Raw genomic sequence first — 22,923 nt, forward strand, 5'->3', positions numbered from 1 at the left:
GTGAGGTTAGTAGTCGAAGTCGTCGAACTGTGCGGCGGCCGACTCCTCGCGGGTCCAGGCGGCCGGGATCATCGCGCCGGTTTGGGCCTTGCGGTGCAGAAAATCGGTGGTTTCTGGCTCGACCAGTTCTGGGGACAGGGTATCGGCCGTGACGCTGACCAGCTGACTCGCTGTGCCGATCAGAAACTGGGCGCGCAGCAGTCGACCGTCGTCGCCCATGACCGGAATATCGATGACGTCGACTTGTCGACGATTGCAGAGCGCCTCGGCGTAGAGCAATACGGCATCAGCGAGATCGCTGCCGGTAATTACTGACCCACCGGGATGAAATATACGTTTCATGATTTCCCTCGCAAGCTCACGTTTGGTGCGTGTACTGCCAGGGTCCGGGGCGGCCACAGTGAGTATAAGCCCGTGTTGTTAGGTTGGGCGGTAAATCACGGTCAGTTCCCAACTAACCGGGTCGAGCGTTGACAGGTCAGAGGGTAAGGGCCCGACTGACGATGCGATTGGCCACTTCGGCCAGTGGGAGGCCGTTATTGCGAGCATATTCACGAATTCTGTCGAAGGCGTCCCCCATGTGTACGCCGTGGGTGTACGCGACCACACCCTTGGCCTGCTCGATCAGCACCCGGCTGCTCAGCGCATGCTGAAGTTGTTGGCGCACGATGTCGCTTTCGCGAATCGCGCGCTCCTGCAGAATGCCGATGGTGGCGACATCCGCTAACGCCTGCACCGTGTTGGTGTCTGACGCACTCAACCCGCCGGTGCGATCCCAGAAGAGATTGAGTGAACCAATGGTCGTTGCGCGCAAGCGTAGTGGCACGGCGTGCATTGACGCGAAGCCCTGGTCGAGGGCTCCTCTGCGAAACTTCGGCCACTTCTCACCCGTGCGCTCAATGTCGGGAATGGCTACGGCCAGGCCGGTTATGAAGCTCTCGACGCACGGTCCGCTTCCCGAACGCAACTGCAAAATTTCGACCAAGCGGCTGCGTTCATTGGTCGACGCCACAACTTCGAGTTCACCGTCGCCGTCCGACAGGATAATTCCCGCTGCCGAAGCGTCTAGCAGGGCCGCGCATTTTTCGACAAGCGTGTGCAGAAGGTCGACAATGTCATAGCCGGCGACGAGCGTGTCGGCCAGGGTAACGAAGGCCTCAACGAGTTGACCTTCCCGACTTTTTGTCACCATATTTCCATTCTAAGACTCGGAAATCGACGCAAAATCCAGTCGACGTGTCACTACATCTGAGGCGACTTCCCGAACAGTTCTTCCATGAGCAAAAGCATGTCCATGAATTATCAGAAGCGCGTCTGCCGCGGAAAGATTGAGCTGAGCCAGAACCATTCCGGTCGCTTGGTGAACGACACGCCTCGAATATCCTTCATTATCTTCCAGATTCGTCTTCAGTGTTTGAAACGTGAGGGACCGACGCAAAACCTGTACAGCCGTAAGGTTTACGAGCACTTCAGCATCGAGAATTTGCGCGGGAGACAGCCCACCGGAACGGTTCGAATGCAGGGAAACGGCGCCGATTTCGAGCGACCCGAGAATGAGCGGGAAGGCGTACACGGCGTGCACACCGCTGTGTTCAGATGCTTTCATCAGCGCAGGCCAGGTCGTACCTCTGGACGTAGGAAAATTGTCGACGAGAACTGCTCGACGGGTGGCCAACGCTGCCCAGGACGGTCCCTCACCGAGGTCGAATTGCAGTTCATCAAAATGGGCGGCCATCGAGTTGCTCGCGCAGACCGTCTCGGATCCAAACGGCGCACCGAGTGTGCATACCGCTGCGGCGTTGACCGGCAGCACCTGCAGAAAGGGGTCGCAGATGCTGGTGTGGCTCTCAAACGAGAGCGACAATTGCAGGGCCGCGGCGCCGAAGGCCACCCGGTCATTCACTGAGCACGAACCCAACCCAGACGCACCTGCATCGTTCGTCTCATTTGACCTCACGATCACATGCTGTCGAGAAAACTCTGTGGGCCCTACCGGGCTCGAACCGATGACATCCACGGTGTAAACGTGGCGCTCTACCAACTGAGCTAAAGGCCCCGACGACGACGCGTAGTCACCGGGTCTGTTCAGTATAGGTCAGGCTGAACGGCTTCAGGGACGGCTGGGATTGGGAAAGACTCAGAGAACGGGCTCGAGCAGTCCGAGCGCCGCCCGGTAGGCGTCGAGCGATCGGGCTTCGCCCGGCGCGGTGATGAAACTGGCACGGATGATGCCGCTCGGGTCGATGAGGAAGGTTGCGCGGTTAGCAAAACCCTTGTCTTCCAAAAAGACGCCGTATTCTTTCGCGACCGCGCCGTGGGGCCAAAAATCGGCCACGAGGTCGAAGGTGTATTTTTCTTGCTCACCGAAGACGCGCAGGGCATGTCGGGAGTCAACCGAGATGCCGATGAGTTCCACCCCACCGTCTTCGAACAGGGCCAGGTTATCGCGCAGCTCGCACAGTTCGCCACTACAGATGCCAGAGAAAGCCAGTGGAAAGAACACCAAGGCGACGGACTTGATCCCCCGATACTGGCTCAGCTGAACGGTCTCGCCGAACTGATTAATGAGCTTGAAATCGGGTGCCTGGGTGTCATTTTCGAGAGCCATAAGCGATCCTTTCCTCGGTGCAACACGCAACGTACGGCCGGTGACACACTCTAGCCCCGCAGCCTGCTCGCACGCACAGCACCCCTGTTTTGCCCTGCGTCTATTCCCGTACGCGCACGAGTGGCGAAATCAGTAGGCTTACGGGGTGCCGCCGGTTGCACTCGAACTTGCTCTTGTACGGCACTTGCCACCGTTGTCTTCACGCCGCGGGGCATCATCGCTGCATCAACCCCAGGCTGCATCAACGACAGGCTGCATCAACCACAGAGAGAGGTCGACTGTGACGGTCAACGACCAGGACCCGTATTCGACGAACAACGCCGACTCCGATCCGGAGGAAACGGCCGAATGGTCACAATCCCTCGATTCGCTCGTTGCCGAACACGGCCACCAGCGCGGGCGCGAGATCATGCTCACTTTGTTGAAACGCTCGAAGGAATTGCATCTCGGCGTGCCGATGGTACCGACGACGGACTATATCAACACCATCGCTCCCGAAAACGAACCCGAATTTCCCGGCGACGAGGACATCGAACGCCGCTATCGCGCCTGGATCCGCTGGAACGCTGCCGTTCTGGTGCACCGAGCGCAGCGCCCCGGTATCGCCGTCGGCGGTCATATCGCGACTTATGCGTCATCCGCTGCCCTGTATGAGGTCGGTTTCAACCACTTCTTTCGTGGCCAGGATCATCCGGGCGGTGGCGACCAAATCTTCATTCAGGGACACGCCTCCCCCGGCACCTACGCCCGTGCCTATCTCGAGGGCCGGTTGACCGAGAACCAGCTGGATGGATTCCGTCAGGAAAAGTCACACGCCCCCGATGGCATCTCCTCGTACCCGCACCCACGCCTCATGCCCGATTTTTGGCAGTTCCCGACCGTGTCGATGGGTCTTGGTCCGATCAACGCGATTTACCAGGCGCAGCTGAATCGTTACCTGACCAACCGTGGCATCAAGGATGCCAGCGACCAGCAGGTCTGGGCGTTCCTCGGCGACGGTGAAATGGACGAGGTGGAGAGCCGTGGCCAGCTGCAGGTCGCCGCCAACGAGGGCCTCGACAACCTTAATTTCGTCATCAACTGCAACCTGCAGCGCCTTGACGGCCCCGTGCGCGGTAACGGCAAGATCATTCAGGAACTCGAAAGCTTCTTCCGCGGTGCCGGCTGGAACGTCATCAAGGTGGTCTGGGGTCGCGAGTGGGACAACTTGCTCAAGAACGACGTCGACGGCGCGCTGATCAACCTGATGAACGTCACGCCCGACGGTGACTACCAGACCTACAAGGCGGAGAGCGGCGCCTACGTGCGCGAGAACTTCTTCGGACGCGACCCGCGCGCACTCAAGCTGGTCGAACACTTGAGTGACGACGAGGTCTGGAACCTCAAACGCGGCGGCCACGACTACCGCAAGGTCTACGCGGCGTTCAAGGCCGCATCGGAGCATACGGGCCAGCCGACCGTCATCCTGGCAAAGACGGTCAAAGGGTACGGCCTCGGTCCGAGCTTCGAGGGCCGCAACGCGACCCACCAGATGAAGAAAATGACCCTCGAGAACCTCAAGTCGTTCCGAGACAGCATGCACGTGCCGATTACGGATGCCCAGCTCGAGGAAAACCCGTACCTTCCGCCCTACTACACCCCCGGCGCCAAGGACGAGGCGATCGAGTACATGCACGAGCGCCGGCGTGCGCTGGGCGGCTACCTGCCGGAGCGCCGCACCACGCACGCCAAACTGAACCTGCCGGGCGACGAGACCTACAAGGTTTCCAAGAAGGGTTCCGGTACGCAGGAGATCGCTACGACGATGTCATTCGTTCGGCTCCTCAAGGAGCTCGTGCGAGCGAAGGACTTCGGCAATCGCATCGTTCCGATCATCCCGGACGAGGCACGTACCTTCGGTATCGACGCGTTCTTCCCCACCGCCAAGATTTACAACCCCAATGGTCAGCACTACACGTCCGTTGACCATGCCCAGCTACTGTCTTACAAGGAGAGCCCTCAGGGCCAGATTCTGCACGTTGGCATCAACGAGGCCGGCGCTGCCGCAGCATTCACCAACGTCGGCACCTCGTATGCCACCCACAGTGAACCGCTCATTCCGGTGTATGTCTTCTACTCCATGTTCGGCTTCCAGCGCACGGGGGACGCCCTCTGGGCGGCCGGCGACCAGATGACCCGCGGCTTCATCATCGGTGCAACAGCCGGACGCACGACGTTGACCGGAGAAGGTCTGCAGCACGCCGATGGACACTCGCCGCTGCTGGCCTCGACCAACCCGGCCGTGGTCTCCTACGACCCCGCCTACGGCTACGAGATCGGCCACATCGTGCGCGCCGGCCTCGAGCGGATGTACGGCGGCGCCCACATCGACCCGAACGTCATGTATTACATCACCGTCTACAACGAGCCGGCCGTGCAACCGGTTGAGCCCGAAGGCGTCGACGTGGATGGCATCCTGCACGGTATTCACCGCGTGAGCGAGTCGACCGTGAACGGACCGAAGGCGCAGTTGCTCGCCTCCGGTGTTGCCGTGCCGTGGGCGCTGGAAGCTGCCAAGCTGCTCGCCGACGACTGGGGCGTTTCGGCCGACGTCTGGTCGGTCACGTCGTGGACCGAGCTGCGCCGCGAGGGCCTCGCCGCCGAGGAGCACAACTTTCTCAATCCCGACGACGAGCCGCGCATTCCGTACGTCACCACGAAGCTCGCCGGTGCCAGCGGCCCGTTTGTGGCCGTGTCAGACTTCATGCACGCCGTGCCAGACCAGATTCGGCAGTTCGTTCCGAGCGACTTCGCAACGCTCGGCGCTGACAGCTTCGGTTTCTCGGACACCCGGCCCGCCGCTCGCCGGTTCTTCAAGATCGACGGCCCGTCAATGGTGGTGCGCACCCTCGAGCTGCTCGCCCGTCGCGGCGAGGTCGACCGGAGCCTGGCCGGCCAGGCAATCGCCAAGTATCGCCTGCACGATGTGAGCGCGGGCACCACCGGCTCTGCCGGGGGCGAGAGCTAAGAAACCGTGGCACCGGCGCCCAAGACGAAAGAGCAGACTCTTAACTGGCTGCGCACCATCTCCGGTGAGTTGTCAACCCAGACGCTCAAACGACTCGAAGACACGCTGTCCTGGTATGGCGATATGCCGCCAGGACGGCGGTCTGCGGTCGGCCTGGTCGCCCAGGCCGGCATCACGAGTTTCATCTCGTGGTTCGACGACCCCCGGTCAACGCCGTGGATCGCCGCCGACGTCTTCGGCGCCGCCCCGCGCGAGCTGCTGCGCTCGGTGAGCCTGCAACAAACGCTACAACTGATCCGCGTGACCGTCGAGGTAGTCGAGGAGCGGGTCAAAGACGGCGGGGAATCCCTGCGCGAAGCCATTTTGCTGTACTCGCGGGAGATCGCGTTTGGGGCAGCGGATGTCTACGCGCGCGCCGCCGAGGCCCGCGGACTCTGGGACGCGCGGCTAGAAGCTCTCGTCGTCGACTCCATTCTCAGCGGAGAATATGACGACGAATTGCCCAGCCGCATCGCGGCCCTCGGTTGGCACGGTCACGGTGAAGTCTGTGTGCTGGTCGGCACAACGCCGCACATGCTCGACGTCGACCAGTTACGCCGTGCCGCCCGCCATATGGCGGCCGACGTGCTCATTGGCGTGCAGGGCAACCGTCTCGTACTCGTGATCGGCCGGGCGCGCCCGGCGCCGGTCAACAGCGAAGACGTCGGCACAGCGGCAGCGTTGACCTTCATGGAGATTGCCATGGCGCTGGAGCCGATCTTCGGACCCGGGCATCTCGTGCTCGGTCACGAGGTTCCCAACCTCGTCGACGCGTCAAAAAGTGCCAAGGCGGCCTTGGCAGGTTTCGCCGTAGCCCGCTCGTGGCGGAATGCACCTCGCCCGGTGCAGGCCGACGATCTGCTGCCCGAGCGCGCTCTGGCCGGCGATCCGCTCGCGCGAGCCACACTCATCCATCGCATCTATCGGCCGCTCCAGGCACATTCCACCGAGTTACTCACCACCCTGTGGTGCTACCTCGATAACGGTCGCTCGCTCGAAGCGACTGCCCGGGAACTGTTCGTGCACCCCAACACGGTGCGCTATCGTCTCAAACGCGTCTCCGAAGTGATCGGCTACGACGCCACGGGAGCCCGCGAGGCGCTCATCCTGCAGTCGGCGCTCATCATCGGCTCGATCAGCGATCACGACGCTTCCACCCGTCGCCGCTGACGGTCGCGCGTGTGCACGGCACGAATGTGCCGTTACGAACAAAGGTTTCCCGGATACTTAGTGCGATTTACACACCCATTCCCCTCGTCAGATTGGAAGACTAATCAAGTGATCGTTGTCGTCTGCCCGGGTCAGGGCTCCCAAACCCCCGGATTCCTTGAACCCTGGCTGGCACGACCAGCCTTCAACGCCGGTCTCCAACAAATTTCTGACGAGGTCGGACTTGACCTAGTCGCCCACGGCACGGTCAGCGACGCCGATACGATTCGCGACACCGCTATTGCTCAGCCGCTTATCGTCGCCGCCGGAATCCTCACCCTCGAGGCTCTGTTCAGCGATGGACGACGTGACCGCATTGCCGGTATCGCCGGACATTCGGTCGGAGAGCTGACCGCAGCGGCCGGCGCCGGCATCCTGACCAACGCCGAAGCTGTGCGCTTCGTGCGCGAACGCGGCCTGGCTATGCAGGCAGCATCCGCGCTCGTACCCACCGGCATGAGCGCCGTGATCGGTGCCGACGAAACTGAACTGCTCGCCCGAGTCGCCGAGCTCGGACTCGAACCGGCCAATTTTAACGGCAGCGGCCAGATCGTCGTCGCTGGCGCCCTCGACGCCCTCGCCGCTTTGGCCGAGACTCCCCCGCACCGGGCTAGAGTCATCCCCTTGCAGGTCGCTGGCGCATTCCACACCCGGTATATGCAGCCAGCCACCCCCCGGATGACCGTGGTCGCCAACGCGTTGCACCCCAGCAACCCGACCCTCTCGATCTGGACCAACCGCGATGGGAGCCGGGTGAGCGACGGCATCCGTTTTGTGGACCTACTCGTCGGTCAGGTGTCCTCGCCGGTACGGTGGGACACGTGCATGGAGGCTTTCGCTGCTGCGGGGGTCACCGGAATCATCGAGGTCGCGCCCGCTGGCGCGCTCGTGGGCCTTGCGAAACGAGCTCTGAAAGGCGTCCCAACCGTCGCCATCAAGACCCCGGACGACCTGCCCGCCGCCTGGGCCATGATCGACCAGCAGTACTGAATGTAATGAAAGAGACAATGCCAAACCCAACAAAAGTGACTGTGCCAACACTGAAGCAGTCCCACGGACCGCAGTACACCCGCATCCTGTCGGTCGGCGCGGCCCGCGGTGACCTCGTTGTACCCAACGACGAACTGGTCGAAGCGATCGATTCCTCCGACGAGTGGATTCAGCAGCGCACCGGTATCATCACCCGCACCCGGGCCAGCCAGGACATCAACGCCATCGACTTGGCAACGGACGCCGCCCGCGAGGCCATTGAGCGTAGCGGCATCGATCCGGCTCTTATCGACGCCGTCATCGTCGCTACGATCAGCAACATTCGACAGACGCCCTCGGTTGCTGCCATTGTTGCCGACCGGGTCGGGACCAATCCGGCCGCAGCCTACGACATCAACGCGGCGTGCGCGGGTTATGCCTACGCCGTGGCGCAGGCCGACGCGCTGATTCGCACCGGTGCTGCGCACTATGCACTCGTCATCGGCGCGGAAAAGCTCTCCGACTTGGTCGACCCTACCGATCGGAGCATCTCTTTTCTGCTCGGTGACGGCGCCGGTGCCGTGGTTATCGGCCCGAGCGAGTACCCCGGCATCTCCACCACGGTCTGGGGCTCTGATGGATCGAAGGCGGAGACCATCCAGATGAACCACACGATGCAGGAATACCGCCGCGGGGAAGTCGCCTGGCCCACCCTGCGCCAGGAAGGTCCTGCGGTCTTCCGCTGGGCCGTCTGGGACATGGCAAAGGTGGCCAAGAAGGCCCTCGAGGTCGCGGGAATCGAAAGCGCCGACCTGGCCGCGTTTATTCCGCACCAGGCCAACATGCGCATCATCGATGAGTTCGCCAAGCAGCTCAAGCTGCCAGAATCTGTGGTCATCGCGCGCGATGTTGCCACGACCGGTAACACCTCTTCGGCGTCCATTCCCCTGGCCACCCACCGCCTGCTCGAGGAACACCCGGAGCTTAGCGGCGGCCTCGCACTGCAGATCGGCTTTGGTGCGGGACTTGTCTTCGGCGCGCAAGTCGTTGTGCTGCCCTAACCAACCCACCCCCTAAACTAGTTCTCGGTCAACCGAGACACCCCTCAAGGAGAAAAACATGGCATTGTCCACCGAAGAAGTTCTGACCGGCCTGGCCGAGCTCATCACCGACGAGACCGGAATTGCAACCGACACGGTTGAACTTGGCAAGTCGTTCACCGATGACTTGGACATCGACTCCATCTCGATGATGACTATTGTCGTCAACGCAGAAGAGAAGTTCGACGTGAAAATCCCTGACGAAGAGGTCAAGAACCTCAAGACCGTCGGCGATGCCGTCGAGTTTATCGTGAAGGCACAGGACTAGGTCCGTTCTGAACCGGGTCGGCCGGATCTTCGGCCGACCTGTTCATTGGGCTGGTGGCAGATCGCGCCGGCCCACACGTTTGTCGTTCCATGGAGAGTTGACTTATGACCAAGAAAATCGTTATCACCGGCATCGGTGCCACTACGCCCCTGGGCGGCACGGCGGTCGACACCTGGACGGCCCTTCTGGCCGGAGAATCGGGCACCACCACCCTCGAGCAGGCGTGGGTCGCTGAAACAGCGATTCCCGTAACTTTCGCCGCACAGGCTCGTGTCAAGGCCGTGGACGTTCTGCAGCGCTTCGAGGTCAAACGCCTCGACCCGTCGAGCCAGTTCGCATTAATAGCCGGGCGTGAAGCCTGGGCGGATGCCGGTGCTCCCGAGGTTGAACCTGAACGCCTCGCCGTGGACTGGGCCACCGGAATCGGTGGAGTCTGGACGCTACTCGACGCCTGGGATACCCTGCGTGAACGCGGCCCGCGCCGCGTACTTCCGATGACCGTCCCCATGCTCATGCCGAACGGACCGGGAGCTGCCATTGGAATGGACCTGCACGCCCGTGCCGGCATAACCACGGTGGTCTCTGCCTGCGCCTCGAGCACCGAAGCCCTGGTCAACGCCTACAACCGCTTGCAGGCCGGGCTCGCGGACATCGTCATCGCGGGCGGCTCCGAAGCGGCCATCCACCCGCTGCCCATCGCCTCCTTCGCCGCGATGCACGCCCTGTCGACGCGTAATGACGACCCGGCGACCGCGAGCCGCCCCTATGACGTAACGCGCGACGGATTCGTGCTCGGCGAGGGCGCTGCTGCTCTCGTGATCGAGACCGAAGAACACGCCAAGGCTCGCGGCGCTCACATCTACGCCGAACTGGTCGGTGGTGTCGTCAACAGTGATGCGCACCACGTGACCGCGCCTGATCCCGAAGGAAGCGCCGCCGCACGAGCGATGAACTCAACCATTGAGAATGCCGGCGCGTCCCTGGGCGACGTTTCCCATATCAACGTCCACGCCACGAGCACCCCGGTCGGTGATATCGCCGAATACAAGGCCCTCAAGCGTGTTTTCGGAGACCTGCTCGATGGCATCCCGGTGTCGGCGACCAAGGCCTCTACCGGCCACCTGCTCGGCGGAGCCGGCGCCCTCGAAGCGTTCTTCACGGTCAAGGCTCTCGCGGAGCGCACCGCACCGCCGACCATTAACCTCACATCGCAGGACCCGGAGATTCTGCTTGACGTTGTCACGACTCCGCGCACGCTGCCCGCCGGAGACCTACTCGCCCTGAGCAATTCGTTCGGGTTCGGCGGCCACAACGCCGTTGTCGCGTTCCGTTCGGTCTAATTTTCGCAAACAGAGAATGACCCCGTCCGGTCCGGACGGGGTCATCCTCTCTGGCTATTAGCACGTTTGGCAGCCCATGCTGGTCAGCCGACCTGGTGCAGCCAGACCACCGCGTTGAGATCACTGGCCTGCCGAAACGGCTCGAGTTCGTCGTCCCAGGACTGTCCAAGTGCCACCCGAAGTTCCTGGTGCAGTTCGATCGCGTTGGCACCGGCTACCTCCATGGCATAACGGATGCGGTCTTCCGGCACGACAACATTGCCCACAGTATCGGTCTGGGCGTAAAAGATACCCAGGTCGGGCGTGTGCAGCCAGCGACCGCCATCCGTTCCCGGCCCGGCGTCTTCGGTGACCTCGAACCGCAGGTGTTCCCACCCGTGCATGGCCGAGGCGAGGGTCGCGCCGGTACCCGGGGGGCCCTCCCAATAGAATTCGGCACGCTGAGATCCGGGCAATGCCGGTTGCTCAGACCAGTCGAAGTTGACCGCCTGGCCGAGCGCGCGCCCCGCCGCCCACTCGACGTGCGCGCACACCGCCCGCGGGGACGAGTGCACAAAAAGCACCCCCCGCGCGATCGGCGCGCGACGGCTTGACAGTACATCCATCGTGTTTCTCCGTTCCTCTAGGTGCGTCTTCCCCAACGACCTCGGAACGATCGAACTCCCAACACAAAGCTGTGAGCGCGATGACGAATATGAAATTGTTCGGCAACGAACTGAGCCCATTGCCGATAGCGCCATTATGCCCCAGCTCCCTGCGGATTGACAAGCAGCGGGCTCGCTCTCGTTGCTGCCGCCGCATGTATCATCGCCGATACCGAGCTGGTCTTACCAAGAATTCCCGCGCAGGAACCAGGCAGGCCCCGCATTTTCGCGTCTGCCGTTCGAGACTATTTGGCCTGCGCGTAGTTGTCGATCGTCGCCACGGTCAACATGAAGTCGACGGGAAAGGCACCGAAGAGCAGGCGCCCGGCCGTTTCGGCCGCTGTCACGATGATCTGCGCCACGACATCGGCCTGCTCCGCCGGCGTGTGCACAATCACCTCATCGTGCAGGAAGAAGACCAGATGTGGCGAGGCGTCAAAGGGCGCACGGGCTCGCCCGGTGACGGCATCCGCTTGCCTGGCCGCACCACTGTTGGACGGATCAGGAATGGACAGGGCGGTGAGCTCGCGGCGAATTTCGGCCATCCAGCACAGCGCCCAGTCGGCAGCGCTGCCCTGCACGATGAAGTTGCGGGTGAAGCGGCCCCAGTCCCTAGCCTGGCTGCGGGCTCGGCGTTCATCGGCCGCCGTGGCCGCTGGATCGTAAGCCCGCGCTTGCGCCTCATGCCAGCTCGGCCCTGGTACCGGTGACGAGCGCCCGAGTCGGGTCGTCACCACCTCGCCACGCTCTCCGGCCCGCGCCGCCGATTCGGTCAGAGCAATCGCTCGCGGGTAGGCACGCGCCAGGCGCGGCATCAACCGGCCACTCTCCCCGGTCGTGGCACCATACATGGCCCCCAGCATGGCGACCTTGGCATGGTCGCGGGTTTCCACAACTCCGCTCGCGACGATGCCGGCATAGAGGTCGGTTCCGCGACCGGCCGTGGCCATGCGTTCGTCCTGCGACAGCGCCGCGAGGATGCGCGGTTCCAGCTGAGCGGCATCGGCGACGACGAGCTTCCACCCGTCGTCGGCGACGACTGCGCCGCGGATGTGCTTGGGCAGCTGAAGCGCTCCCCCGCCGCTTGTAGCCCAGCGGCCGGTCACGACGCCGCCCGGCACATAATCGGGGTGGAAACGGCCATTCACAACCCACGATTCCATCCAGGACCAGCCATTGGCGCTGAACAGCCTGGACAGCTTTTTGTACTGCAACAGGGGCTCGATCACTGGATGCTTTAGCTTCTTCAGCTCCCACCCTCGCGTCGACGTGACCGCGAGGCCGGCGCGCTGCAGCGCCTTGAACAATTCCTGCGGCGAATCGGGGTTGAGGGCAGAATCGTTGAGCTCCAAGCGGATGCGTCGGGCCAGCAGTTCCAGCCGCTCCGGACGTACACCGGGTGCGACTCGCGCTCCGAGTTCCCGGGTCAGGAGCTGATCGTGAACGTCTGCGCTCCAGGGCAACCCCGCGTGTCGCATCTCCGCCGCCACGAGCGCTCCCGCAGACTCCGCGGCGAGCAGCAGCCGTAGTCGCCCGGGTTCGGCGGAGCCAGCGACCGCTCTCAGCTGGCGCTGAAATTCCTGCCCAGTACTTGAATTGACTGCTGTGAGGAGGGCGGCAGAGCTACTACCACCAGCGGTCTCACCAACCGCTCCCTCAGCGCCCTCCCCGACGCTTCGGCCGCTACCGTTTGCACCGACGCCGCTATCGCCGGGTCGTTCGAGGTGCAGATCACGATCGGCGTGAAAATCGAACAGTGTGGCTTGCGGCTCGGCCAGGTGCACCACCGGAGCGCCGTCCCATCGGTTGGGCGAGGCCAAGGCCAGCTCACTCGTGGCGGTTAGCGCCGAATTCTTCAGGATCACATGGCACAAGCGCAAGTCCTGGCAGCGCTGCACTCGAATTCCCGCCGTGAGCAGCACCGGATAGATGCGCGCCGTATCTTCCCAGACCCAGCGGGGCGCGGCGGATGCCCGGGTGGTTGGTTCGTGCGATGTTACGAACGATCGAAACTCAGTCGGGGTGAGGCGGACGGGTGTCTCGATGGGGAGGCCGGCGGCATCGAGTGTGTCAACCAGCAGGTCGCCACCGTTTGTTTGCCGAACCAGTACATACACTTGTCTATTCTGCCCGGTGGCGGCCGGGTACAGCACCGCGCCCATCGGCTTTGTTCTGCCGATGGGCGCGGTGCTGTGTGAAAGATCGCGATGGTGGAGTTGCCTTGGCTGCTATACCCGCGCTAGCCGGCGACTTTGTCGCCGTTGGGTGCGACTACCCACCAAACGCCCCCAACGCCTTGACCGGTAGTGTCACCGGTCGCAGCATCGCCCGCCCAGTAATACAGCGGAAGCCCGTTGAGAGTGACCTGCTTGGTGCTGTCGGATCGAGTGATCACACCGACCGTGCCGGTGACGCCGTCAACGGTTGGCGTATCCGACTCCGCGACAACAGGCGGCCACTTGACCAGACACTCACCCTCACAGGTACTCGTACCCGAGTCGGCGACATCCTTGTCGAACACGTACAGCGTCATACCGGCGTTGTCGACGACGATCGTGCCGAGGCCACTGTCGGCGGTCACGAGTGTCGCGTCGACGGCCGGTTCGGCGACTTCGCTCGACGAGCTCGACGTGTCTGCCGCCGGCGTCGTCGTCGTCGTCGTCGTCGTACCCTGCGAGCATCCGGTCAACGCGAGGACGCTAAGCACCACCGCCCCGACGACGGGCCCGACCTTATGCCAAATAGTACTGTTCATGATTGCTTCCTTCTCTCGGTGCACTGCTCTGAGATGGTGCGTAATGGAGTGGTACGTGAATTGGCCCGAGATGCCATCTCGAATGGTTCAGCCGGGCACACCATACCCACAAAAACGGTATTGCACAGCAATCGTGTTAAATCGAGGCCGAAACCGACACTAACCAGGGCCACCGTGATGAGCATCGTGTTGAACGTGGACGTGAGGCCACCGGGCACGGACGTGGTCAGAATTTACACTGCTAGCCTGTTCTGAGAAACCATGGACATTATTCGCTACCACGAGATACCAACCACCCCCTGGCGCAACGGCGGCGGTCGAACCCGCGAGCTCGTGTCTAGCCCGGTTGGAGCGGCTGACTTCGACTGGCGAATCAGCATTGCCGATGTCACCGAAGCGGGTGATTTTTCCGTTTACGCGGGAGTCGAACGCCTCCTGACCGTGATCGAGGGAGAGCTTCTGGTCGTGACCGTCGACGGCGTGGAGCATCCCATGGAGAAATATCGTCCATTTCGATTTTCGGGTGACAGCGCCAGTAGCGCCGCACTGCCCGCCGGCGACACAACAGACCTCAACGTGATGGCGCGACGCGGAAGCTTCAAGGCGTATATATCTATTGTTGAGTTGTCCAAACGCCGCGCCCAGCCGGTCTTCCATGATCAATTCGCCCTCCTGCTGCAGGGCAGTGCCGTCGTCACCAGCGCAGCTGTCGATGCCAGTCAGGCAGAGGTCGATAGCGCGGAGCTACGAAAATTCGATGCAGTTCGCGGTCACGATCCGGCACCAGAAGTTCTCGGGAGAGGATTTCTCGCCGTGATCACCTTGGAAGCGCAGTCGGCCTGAAACCTGTGCACGGCGCGGATGGTGCGTGATCAGCTTCTAGGCCCTGCGATCTGCCTAGGGTTCTCGTGCACGGCGACGATGGTGAAGACCAAGGCCACGACGGCCGTTCCGGCCAACAGCAGCAGGCCAATCGCGTAGCTGTTGTCCGCCGCATTGTAGGTTATCCCCATCACGAGCGGCGGGAAATACCCCCCGAGACCTCCGGCAGCACTGACAATACCGCTGATTGCTCCGACCTGGTCTGGCGGCGCGTTGCGTCCCAGCCACGCGAAGACTCCCCCAGCTCCCAACCCGAGGGCCGACGCCATAGCAACAAACGTCAGCCCAGCCGGAATCTCCCCGTCTGGACGCAGATTCACCGCCCAGGCCAGCACCGCGACGGCGACTAGTGAAACGACAACGACCGGTTTGGGACCGAATCGATCGGCGAGAATTCCACCGACCGGGCGCAGCAGCACCGCAGCGACGGCGAATCCCGCGGTTCGGGTGCCAGCTGAGGTCAGGTCGAAGTCGTAGATGTCCCGCAGATAGGTCGGCAGATACGTGGAGAACGCAACGAACCCGCCGAAAACCAGCGCATAGAGAAAGCACATCTGCCAGGTCACGCCGAGCTTCGCCGCCGCGACGAGCTTCGGTATGAAGGGCCGGGCACTGGAAACCCAACGTGGTGCATTTCCCATGCAGGTCCACACAAGCACGGCGGTCGCGATCAACAGCAGCGCCAGAATCAGGTGGGTGGGGAGGTAACCGAACCAGTCCACGAACCGCGGCGTGAAGAAGGCCGAGAGGGCAGTGCCTCCCATACCGGCACCGAAAACACCCGTCGCAAAGCCGCGCCGCGATACCGGATACCAGTTGCTCACAAACGGAATCCCGACGGCGAAGACCGTGCCGGCAATGCCGAGTAGCAGCGCGCACAGTACGAGGATCCAATAGACCCCGAGCATTCCAGCGAGTGCCACGAGCAGAATCGCCGGAACGGTGGCGAGCAGCACCAGGGTGAACATGATCCGACCCCCGAACCGATCCGTGAGCACTCCCACCGGGATACGACCGATGGAACCAACAAAAACGGGCATGGCCACCAAAACGGATGCCTGCGTCGATGACAAATCTAGTTGCAGGCTGTAGCGCACCCCGAGTGGGGCAACGCTCGTCCAGGCCCAGAAACACACCACTGATGCCAGGGTCGCCAGAGTGAGATTGAACCCTTTACTGCGTCGGCCCCGTTCCCGCAGCGTAACGGTAGCCATGCCTATCGTTTATCCCGCGCTCTGTCCTCGGTTCCGATCGGCGCCCAGCCACGTCGAACCGGTCTCACTGCGCCCGGCACCTTGTCGCGTGAACGATAGACAACGTATGGCCGGAACAGATAGTGCAACGGTGCGGTGAAGGCGTGCACGAGCCGGGTGAACGGCCAGATGGTGAAGAGAAGCATGCCAACAAGGGTGTGGATGTGGAAGGAAAATGGTGCGGCAGCCATCGCGGCGATGTCTGGTTGAAACAGGAACAGCGATCGGAACCACGGCGCGACCGTCTCCCGATAGTTGTGGCCGTTCTCGCCTTCGAACACGCTGGCGAGTGTCGTCCACAGTCCGAACACGATCGCCGCCGTGAGCACGACGTACATAATCTTGTCGTTCTTCGTTGTGGCCATGAAGACCGGGCCGGTCTTGCGCCGTCGGTAAATTAGAATAACGATTCCGCCGAGCGTTCCGATTCCCGCTATTCCGCCGACCAGCAGGGCGTTGAGATGGTAAAACTCTTGGCTCATTCCCACGAACAACGTCCAGCTCATCGGGATGACGAGACCGAAGAAATGGCCGGCAACCACGGCCAGTATCCCAAAATGGAAGATCGGTGATCCGATGCGCAGCAGCCTGGATTCGTACAGTTGCGACGATCGCGTTGTCCATCCAAACTGGTCGTAACGGTACCGCCAGATCGACCCACCAATCAGAATTGCCACCATCACATACGGCAGCACACCCCAGAGCAACAGGTCCATTTTCAGGCTCCTCGCAACGGCAACAGGCGTGGGTCGTAGGGCTCGAGGCCGACCGATTCTGCGGGTGGTCCGTAGCCGGCCATCCGCTGCACCGCTTCACGGTCTAACGGTGACGCCCCCGGCAAGGTTGCGCACACGCCAGTCAGCACCTCGGCGTATGGTGACCGGTGTTCGGCCAGGGCGAGCCTGAGCAGTTCCAAGCTCGGGCGGTATTTCAACAGCAGCCCTCGGCCGGCTTCCGGGTCAACGATGGCCGCGAACTCCAGCACCAGGGGAAGAAAATCCGGCAGTTCACCGTGCGTGTTGGTCAGAAAGTCACTGTCACGGTAAACCTGTTTAAAGGCCGCCAGAACGTTTCCGCGGCGCCGGGTGTCACCATCGGTCCAGTACGACAGATAGAGCGGATGATGTTTGCTGAGATCAAAGGTGTCGACGTACCCGCGCTGCAACGTCTGTAGGTCTGTTCCCGCCACGTGGCTCAGGAACGCGGTGAGTTGCGGCGTATGTCGACCCTGTTCGGCGAGCGCAGCGCGCATGAGACCGATGCGGCCGATGAACTCGGTATCAGGGTAGGACAGGCACCAGGAAGCCGCCTGGTACAAAACCCGGTGATCACGCTTCATGGAGATACCGTCGTGCTTCCCGTCGAATCGCCGCTCGAATCCACGACCGGCCCTCGACGGTCTAGGTCAGCTGGTGAGGGCGCCGCCGCGCGCGGCCGGTCTCTGGTGTCGGGAAAGAGCCCTTCGGGGACGCCGTTGCCATCCCAGTTGAGAAGATTGACCCGGTTGCGCATGCTGCGTTCTCCGGCCGGGGTGTCGGAGGTCTGCCGGTCCTTGAGCGCATAGAAGTTTTCCACGGCAACCGGTGTCGGCCGTCCGCTGGCCTCACCGAACGGGGAGTCTTCGTACATGCCGGGTCCGCCCTCGAAATCAACGGAACAGCCCATCTCCTCGAGATCGTGGGCCTGTTCGACGTGGGCCTTCGGAATGACGTAGCGTTCCTCGTACTTGGCGATGGCCATCAGTCGATACATCTCGTACATGCTCTCCGGAGTCATTCCCACGGCTTCGGGGATGGAGGGGTCGGGTTCCTCCCCCATGGTGATTCCGCGCATGTATGCGCGCATGGCGGCGAGTTTGCGCAGCACGTCGGTGATCATGTCGGTGTCCCCGGCGGTAAAGAGCTCGGCCAGATATTCAACGGGAATGCGCAGTGCGTCGATAGCGCCGAACAGATTGCCGCGGTCTTCTCCGTCGTGTCCTTGTTCGGTGAGCAGGTCCACGATGGGTGAGAGTGGCGGCACGTACCAGACCATGGGCATGGTGCGGTATTCGGGGTGCAGTGGCAGGGCGACCTTGTATACCTTGGCGAGCGCGTACACCGGCGAACGTCTGGCCGCGTCCAGCCAGTCGAGGGGAATTCCCTGAGCGGATGCCGCGGCCGCCACGTCGGGATCGTTCGGGTCGAGCAGTACATCCATTTGCGACTGGTACAGGTCTTTCACGTCGGTGACGGCGGCTGCGTCGGTGACCCGGTCGGCGTCATAGAGGAAAAGGCCCAGGTAACGCAGTCGTCCGACGCAGGTTTCCGAACACACCGTTGGCAGACCAATCTCCACCCGCGGGTAACAGAAGGTGCACTTTTCGGCTTTACCCGTTTTGTGGTTGAAATAGATCTTCTTGTACGGGCATCCGGTGATGCACTGGCGCCAGCCGCGGCATTTGTCTTGGTCGACAAGCACAATGCCGTCTTCGACCCGCTTGTAGATGGCTCCCGACGGGCAGGACGCCATGCAGGAGGGGTTGAGGCAGTGCTCGCAGATGCGCGGCAAATAGAACATAAAGGTCTGCTCGAAGGCGAATTTGATCTTGTCTTCGGATTCCTTGCGCACTTTTTCGACGATGGGATCAAGGTGTCCCATCTCGGGGGCACCGGCGAGGTCATCATCCCAGTTCGCCGACCAGGTAATTTTGGTGTCTTTGCCGGTGATCAGCGACTTCGGGCGGGCCACCGGAAAATCATCGCCCAGCGGGGCGTCGATGAGAGTCTTGTAGTCGTAGGTCCACGGTTCGTAGTAATCCTTCAGCTCCGGCTGAACTGGGCTTGCGAATAGTCCGAAGAGCTTCTTGACGCGGCCGCCGCTCTTGAGCACCAGGCGGCCCTTCTTGTTCAGCTGCCAGCCGCCACGCCATTTCTCTTGATCTTCGTAGCGTCGCGGGTATCCCTGGCCGGGCCTGGTCTCGACGTTGTTGAACCAGACGTATTCGGTACCGGCGCGGTTCGTCCAGGCCTGCTTGCACGTGACCGAGCACGTATGGCAGCCGATGCACTTGTCGAGATTCATCACCATGCCCATCTGGGCCATCACTCGCATCAGTACGTTACCTCCTGTGATCGCCGACGAATCGTTGAGACGATGTCCCGCTGATTGCCGGTCGGTCCTAGATAGTTGAACGCGTAGGAGAGCTGCGCGTAGCCGCCGATGAGGTGCGTGGGCTTAACCAGCAAGCGGCTGACCGAATTGTGGATTCCGCCACGTCGACCGGTGGCCTCTGACTTGGGCACATCGATCGTGCGTTCCTGAGCGTGGTAGACGTAGACGACTCCCTGCGGCATCCGGTGACTGACGATTGCGCGGCCCACCATAACCCCGTTCATACTCACGCATTCGACCCAGTCGTTATCGAAGACCTTGATCGAGTCGGCATCTTGCGGACTCATCCAGACGGTGGGCCCGCCACGGGAAAGCGAGAGCATGAACAGGTTGTCCTGGTATTCGGAATGGATCGACCATTTGGAATGTGGGGTCAGGTAGCGCACCGTCACCTCGGTGTCGCCGTTCGGGCCGAATTTGGGTTCGCCAAACAGGCGTTGCATGTCAAGAGGAGGCCGGTAGATGGGTAGCGCTTCACCTAGGTCCATCATCCAATCGTGGTCTAGGTAGAAGTGCATCCGGCCGGTCAGCGTGTGCCAGGGCTTCAGCCGTTCCACATTGATCGTGAACGGCGAGTAGCGGCGGCCGCCGGTTTCCGATCCCGACCACTCCGGCGACGTGATCACCGGTACCGGGGCAGCTTGGGTTTGCGCAAACGTGATGCGCTTCTCCGCTGACCCTTCGGCCAGGTCGACCAGTCGCATTCCAGTTTGCTTCTCGAGCTCTTTGAACCCCTGAACGGCGAGCTCACCGTTGGTAGTGCCGGAGAAGCTCAGGATGGCCTGGGCGAACTTCGCATCGGTGTCGATGGCTGGTCGACCGTTACCGGCACCCCCCTGCATCACACCGTTACTGTGGGCCAGTCGCGGAATTTCGTGCTCCATACGGTAGGTGATGTTTTTGACAGTGAAACCACGTTCTTCCGCCAGGGGGCCGACAGTGGCCAGCTTCTCGGCGATCTGGGTGTAGTCCCGCTCCACGATCTGAAAGACCGGCATGTTCTGACCGGGAACCGCCGGAATATCACTCTGACGCCAGTCCCTGACCACCCCACCCGGCTGGGCGACTTCGCCCGGGGTGTCGTGCTGCAACGGCACGCTGACCAGGTCACGACGCGTACCGAGATGAGTTCTGGCCTGCCGGGAGAATTCCTCGGCCAGCAGGTGAAACGTCTCAAAATCGGTTTTCGCTTCCCACGGCGGATCGATCGCCGGAGTGAAGGCGTGCACAAACGGATGCATATCGGTCGACGATAGGTCGTGTTTCTCGTACCAGGTTGCAGCGGGGAAGACGATATCGGACAACAGCGTGGTGGAGGTCATGCGAAAGTCGGCCGAGACCAGTAGATCGAGTTTGCCCTCCGGTGCTTTCTCATGCCACACCACATCGCGAGGCCGTGCCGCATTCACGTGGTCCTGGCCCAGCACATTGTGGTGTGTACCCAACAGGTGCTTCAGAAAGTACTCGTTGCCCTTGGCCGAGGAGCCAAACAGATTTGAGCGCCAGAGCACCAGGGTTCGCGGCCAATTCTCGGGGGCATCGACATCGTCGATGGCGCTCTTCAGCCTGCCGGACTTGAGGGCCGCTGCGACGTAGGCGGGGGCATCCGTTGTTTCACCACGCTCAATCGCCGCCTGCACCTCGTCGGCCAGGTCGAGCGGGTTGCGGTCGAATTGCGGATAGAAGGGCATCCACCCCAGCCGGGCCGATTGGGCGAGGGTGTCGGCGGTGTGCATGCCGTCGAAGTGTCCCTCGGCCAGCGGGGATTTCAGGGAGTCGGCGCTGTATCCGTCGGAACGCCACTGGTCGGTGTGCATGTACCAGTAGCCGGTGCCGATCATCGTGCGCGGCGGCCTGCTCCAGTCGAGGGCATTGGCGAGTGAGATCCAACCGGTGATCGGACGGGTCTTTTCCTGCCCGACGTAGTGCGCCCAACCGCCGCCATTGCGGCCCATGCACCCTGTCAGCATGAGCATCGAGAGCACAGCCCGGTATGTGGCATCGCCATGGAACCACTGGCAGATGCCGGCCCCCATGATAATCATGGAACGGCCCTTGGACTGCTCGGCGTTGCGGGCGAATTCTCGGGCCACCCGAATGCACGCCGCGGCCGGAACACTGGTGATCTCGGCCTGCCACGCCGGGGTGTATGGCGTCGAAGCGTCGTCGTAGCCCGTGGCCCAGTCGCCGGGAAGACCCGGGCGTCCCACGCCGTACTGCGCCAACATCAGGTCAAACACGGTCGTGACGAGATGTCCGGCGACCCGGCGCACAGGGACGCCGCGGGTAAGAATCGAGCCCTCACCGGAGGGCGCTTCAAAGCAGGGCAGTCGGATGCTAGCGGTCTCGCCGTTCGCGACCCCCAGCAGCGTCAAGGCCGGGTCGGTCCCCTCCAGGTCGAGGTTCCACTTGCCCTGCCCGGCCTCTCCGTAGCGAAAGCCGATTGAACCATTGGGTACGACGGGCTGCCCCGTTGCGGCATCCATGAGAACGGTCTTGAATGCCGCCCCCTCGGACGTAGCCTGATCCGGCAGGTCAGCGGCGGTCAAAAATTTGGTCGGCACCAGACCGAGCCCGTCGGAGTGCTGTTCGAGCCGAACGAGAAACGGCAGGTCGGTGTACCGGCGCACATAGCCCTCGAAATAGGGGATCGTGCGGTCGACAAAGAACTCCTTGAGAATGACGTGTCCCATCGCCATCGCGAGTGCGGCGTCGGTTCCGGCCTGGGCCGGCAGCCACTCGTCGGCGAACTTGGTGTTGTCGGCGTAGTCGGGACTGATAGCAACCACCTTGGTGCCGCGGTAGCGCACCTCCGTCATCCAGTGGGCATCCGGTGTGCGGGTGACGGGAACGTTCGAACCCCACATCATGAGGTAGGTAGCGTCCCACCAGTCCCCCGATTCCGGAACATCCGTCTGGTCACCAAACACCTGTGGGCTCGCCACCGGCAGGTCGGCATACCAATCGTAGAACGACGTCATGACGCCGCCGATGAGCTGGATGAATCGGTTTCCCACGGCGTGCGAGACCATCGACATGGCCGGGATCGGCGAAAACCCCGAGCAGCGGTCGGGACCGTACGCCTTAATCGTGTGCACGTGAGCCGCAGCGGTGATCTCGACAGCTTCCGACCACGGAATGCGAATCAGACCGCCCTTGCCGCGTGCCTCCTGGTAACGGCGGCGGCGCTCTGGATCGTTGACAACATCGGCCCAGGCCAAGACGGGGTCATTGAGACGAGATTTCGCCTCGCGATACATCTCGACGAGCACACCGCGGGCGTACGGTTACCGCACCCGAGTTGGCGAGTAGGTGTACCAGCTGAACGCGGCGCCGCGCGGGCAGCCACGCGGTTCGTATTCGGGACTGTCCGGGCCGACACTGGGATAGTCGGTCTGCTGGGCTTCCCAGGTAATGATGCCGTCCTTGACGTACACCTTCCAGGAGCAGCTACCGGTGCAGTTCACTCCGTGGGTCGATCGAACAACCTTGTCGTGGCTCCACCGGTCACGGTAGAACACGTCTCCCTTACGGCCGCCTTCGCGAAATACCGCCCGACCGTCATCTGTGTGTTCCCACCGGGTAAAGAAACGGCCAAGGGCCAACATCGTGTCCGACGCTTTTCCGTCTAACCCGGCAGGAATAGGACCTGCTGCCATGCGCACAGCCTAAGTCGCCACTGTGCCCAGCGCTAGA

At 62.3% G+C, this 22,923-nt stretch carries 18 protein-coding genes, 1 tRNA gene and 1 pseudogene; 7 read left to right on the plus strand and 13 right to left on the minus strand.

Translation table 11 applies throughout. From position 1 onward, the window contains the following. Positions 1 to 6 precede the first annotated feature (6 nt). The 5 genes from CXY75_RS10375 to CXY75_RS10395 form a co-directional block, all read right to left on the minus strand. Entirely contained in the window at positions 7 to 342 is a 336-nt protein-coding gene (locus CXY75_RS10375) for a hypothetical protein (RefSeq protein ID WP_104082736.1), read from the minus strand. 136 nt (positions 343 to 478) lie between these two features. Continuing rightward, complete coding sequence (locus tag CXY75_RS10380; RefSeq protein ID WP_104082737.1) at positions 479 to 1,192, minus strand: GAF and ANTAR domain-containing protein; 714 nt, start codon at positions 1,190 to 1,192, stop codon at positions 479 to 481. Positions 1,193 to 1,201: 9 nt separating this feature from the next. Then, positions 1,202 to 1,891 carry a GAF and ANTAR domain-containing protein gene (locus CXY75_RS10385; RefSeq protein ID WP_104082738.1) on the minus strand — a complete coding sequence of 230 codons (690 nt, stop codon included), beginning with the start codon at positions 1,889 to 1,891 and terminating at the stop codon, positions 1,202 to 1,204. 92 nt (positions 1,892 to 1,983) lie between these two features. Beyond that, positions 1,984 to 2,056, minus strand: a tRNA-Val gene (locus CXY75_RS10390). Positions 2,057 to 2,137: 81 nt separating this feature from the next. Next, a complete protein-coding gene (locus CXY75_RS10395; RefSeq protein WP_104082739.1) occupies positions 2,138 to 2,608 on the minus strand; it encodes a peroxiredoxin in 471 nt (156 codons plus the stop codon). Positions 2,609 to 2,888: 280 nt separating this feature from the next. Here CXY75_RS10395 and aceE point away from each other — a divergent pair, with 280 nt between their 5' ends. The 6 genes from aceE to CXY75_RS10425 all read left to right on the plus strand — a co-directional run bounded on the left by aceE (position 2,889) and on the right by CXY75_RS10425 (position 10,540). Then, positions 2,889 to 5,615 (plus strand): pyruvate dehydrogenase (acetyl-transferring), homodimeric type, encoded by a 2,727-nt coding sequence (aceE, locus tag CXY75_RS10400; protein ID WP_104082740.1) that lies wholly within the window; start codon positions 2,889 to 2,891, stop codon positions 5,613 to 5,615. 6 nt (positions 5,616 to 5,621) lie between these two features. Continuing rightward, positions 5,622 to 6,824, plus strand: coding sequence for a CdaR family transcriptional regulator (locus tag CXY75_RS10405; RefSeq protein ID WP_233201837.1), 1,203 nt, complete (start codon positions 5,622 to 5,624; stop codon positions 6,822 to 6,824). Between the two features lie 108 nt (positions 6,825 to 6,932). Further along, positions 6,933 to 7,853, plus strand: coding sequence for an ACP S-malonyltransferase (locus CXY75_RS10410; protein WP_104082741.1), 921 nt, complete (start codon positions 6,933 to 6,935; stop codon positions 7,851 to 7,853). 17 nt (positions 7,854 to 7,870) lie between these two features. Then, positions 7,871 to 8,893: a beta-ketoacyl-ACP synthase III gene (locus tag CXY75_RS10415; protein WP_104082742.1), complete on the plus strand. Its 1,023-nt coding sequence runs from the start codon at positions 7,871 to 7,873 to the stop codon at positions 8,891 to 8,893. 58 nt (positions 8,894 to 8,951) lie between these two features. Further along, positions 8,952 to 9,200, plus strand: coding sequence for an acyl carrier protein (locus tag CXY75_RS10420; RefSeq protein ID WP_104082743.1), 249 nt, complete (start codon positions 8,952 to 8,954; stop codon positions 9,198 to 9,200). Positions 9,201 to 9,304: 104 nt separating this feature from the next. Further along, positions 9,305 to 10,540: a beta-ketoacyl synthase gene (locus CXY75_RS10425; RefSeq protein ID WP_104082744.1), complete on the plus strand. Its 1,236-nt coding sequence runs from the start codon at positions 9,305 to 9,307 to the stop codon at positions 10,538 to 10,540. Positions 10,541 to 10,623: 83 nt separating this feature from the next. Here the strand turns inward: CXY75_RS10425 and CXY75_RS10430 are convergent, their stop codons facing one another. The 3 genes from CXY75_RS10430 to CXY75_RS10440 form a co-directional block, all read right to left on the minus strand. Beyond that, entirely contained in the window at positions 10,624 to 11,145 is a 522-nt protein-coding gene (locus tag CXY75_RS10430) for a DUF3145 domain-containing protein (protein ID WP_104082745.1), read from the minus strand. Positions 11,146 to 11,429: 284 nt separating this feature from the next. Then, a complete protein-coding gene (locus CXY75_RS10435) occupies positions 11,430 to 13,301 on the minus strand; it encodes a bifunctional 3'-5' exonuclease/DNA polymerase (protein WP_233201838.1) in 1,872 nt (623 codons plus the stop codon). A gap of 122 nt (positions 13,302 to 13,423) precedes the next feature. After that, entirely contained in the window at positions 13,424 to 13,939 is a 516-nt protein-coding gene (locus tag CXY75_RS10440) for a hypothetical protein (protein ID WP_104082747.1), read from the minus strand. Between the two features lie 261 nt (positions 13,940 to 14,200). On the opposite strand from CXY75_RS10440, the gene CXY75_RS10445 reads away from it, so the two are divergent. After that, on the plus strand, positions 14,201 to 14,782 hold the full coding sequence (locus CXY75_RS10445) for a HutD family protein (RefSeq protein ID WP_104082748.1): 582 nt from the start codon (positions 14,201 to 14,203) through the stop codon (positions 14,780 to 14,782). A gap of 29 nt (positions 14,783 to 14,811) precedes the next feature. Here the strand turns inward: CXY75_RS10445 and CXY75_RS10450 are convergent, their stop codons facing one another. From CXY75_RS10450 to CXY75_RS10470, 5 genes and pseudogenes are all read right to left on the minus strand, one after another. Then, entirely contained in the window at positions 14,812 to 16,035 is a 1,224-nt protein-coding gene (locus CXY75_RS10450) for a NarK/NasA family nitrate transporter (protein ID WP_104082749.1), read from the minus strand. A gap of 2 nt (positions 16,036 to 16,037) precedes the next feature. After that, positions 16,038 to 16,790, minus strand: a complete 753-nt coding sequence (gene narI / locus CXY75_RS10455) for a respiratory nitrate reductase subunit gamma (protein ID WP_104082750.1) — start codon at positions 16,788 to 16,790, stop codon at positions 16,038 to 16,040. A 2-nt stretch (positions 16,791 to 16,792) separates the two neighbouring features. Then, positions 16,793 to 17,413: a nitrate reductase molybdenum cofactor assembly chaperone gene (narJ, locus tag CXY75_RS10460; protein WP_104082751.1), complete on the minus strand. Its 621-nt coding sequence runs from the start codon at positions 17,411 to 17,413 to the stop codon at positions 16,793 to 16,795. Beyond that, positions 17,410 to 19,167 carry a nitrate reductase subunit beta gene (gene narH, locus CXY75_RS10465; RefSeq protein WP_104082752.1) on the minus strand — a complete coding sequence of 586 codons (1,758 nt, stop codon included), beginning with the start codon at positions 19,165 to 19,167 and terminating at the stop codon, positions 17,410 to 17,412. Before narH ends, narJ begins: the two co-directional genes overlap by 4 nt. Next, positions 19,167 to 22,886 (minus strand): annotated as a pseudogene (locus CXY75_RS10470) (nitrate reductase subunit alpha). The gene narH and the pseudogene CXY75_RS10470 overlap by 1 nt, the downstream one beginning before the upstream one ends. Between the last annotated feature and the right edge of the window lie 37 nt (positions 22,887 to 22,923).

It is taken from the genome of Cryobacterium sp. Y11 (genome assembly GCF_002929535.1).
Lineage (GTDB): Bacteria > Actinomycetota > Actinomycetes > Actinomycetales > Microbacteriaceae > Cryobacterium.

Coding starts and splice junctions, on each gene's coding strand:
- CXY75_RS10375 (WP_104082736.1), bottom strand. CDS start 342: ATGAAACGTATATTTCATCCCGGTGGGTCAGTAATTACCGGCAGCGAT.
- CXY75_RS10380 (WP_104082737.1), bottom strand. CDS start 1,192: ATGGTGACAAAAAGTCGGGAAGGTCAACTCGTTGAGGCCTTCGTTACC.
- CXY75_RS10395 (WP_104082739.1), bottom strand. CDS start 2,608: ATGGCTCTCGAAAATGACACCCAGGCACCCGATTTCAAGCTCATTAAT.
- CXY75_RS10415 (WP_104082742.1), top strand. CDS start 7,871: ATGCCAAACCCAACAAAAGTGACTGTGCCAACACTGAAGCAGTCCCAC.
- CXY75_RS10420 (WP_104082743.1), top strand. CDS start 8,952: ATGGCATTGTCCACCGAAGAAGTTCTGACCGGCCTGGCCGAGCTCATC.
- CXY75_RS10425 (WP_104082744.1), top strand. CDS start 9,305: ATGACCAAGAAAATCGTTATCACCGGCATCGGTGCCACTACGCCCCTG.
- CXY75_RS10430 (WP_104082745.1), bottom strand. CDS start 11,145: ATGGATGTACTGTCAAGCCGTCGCGCGCCGATCGCGCGGGGGGTGCTT.
- CXY75_RS10440 (WP_104082747.1), bottom strand. CDS start 13,939: ATGAACAGTACTATTTGGCATAAGGTCGGGCCCGTCGTCGGGGCGGTG.
- CXY75_RS10445 (WP_104082748.1), top strand. CDS start 14,201: ATGGACATTATTCGCTACCACGAGATACCAACCACCCCCTGGCGCAAC.
- CXY75_RS10450 (WP_104082749.1), bottom strand. CDS start 16,035: ATGGCTACCGTTACGCTGCGGGAACGGGGCCGACGCAGTAAAGGGTTC.
- narI (WP_104082750.1), bottom strand. CDS start 16,790: ATGGACCTGTTGCTCTGGGGTGTGCTGCCGTATGTGATGGTGGCAATT.
- narJ (WP_104082751.1), bottom strand. CDS start 17,413: ATGAAGCGTGATCACCGGGTTTTGTACCAGGCGGCTTCCTGGTGCCTG.
- narH (WP_104082752.1), bottom strand. CDS start 19,167: ATGCGAGTGATGGCCCAGATGGGCATGGTGATGAATCTCGACAAGTGC.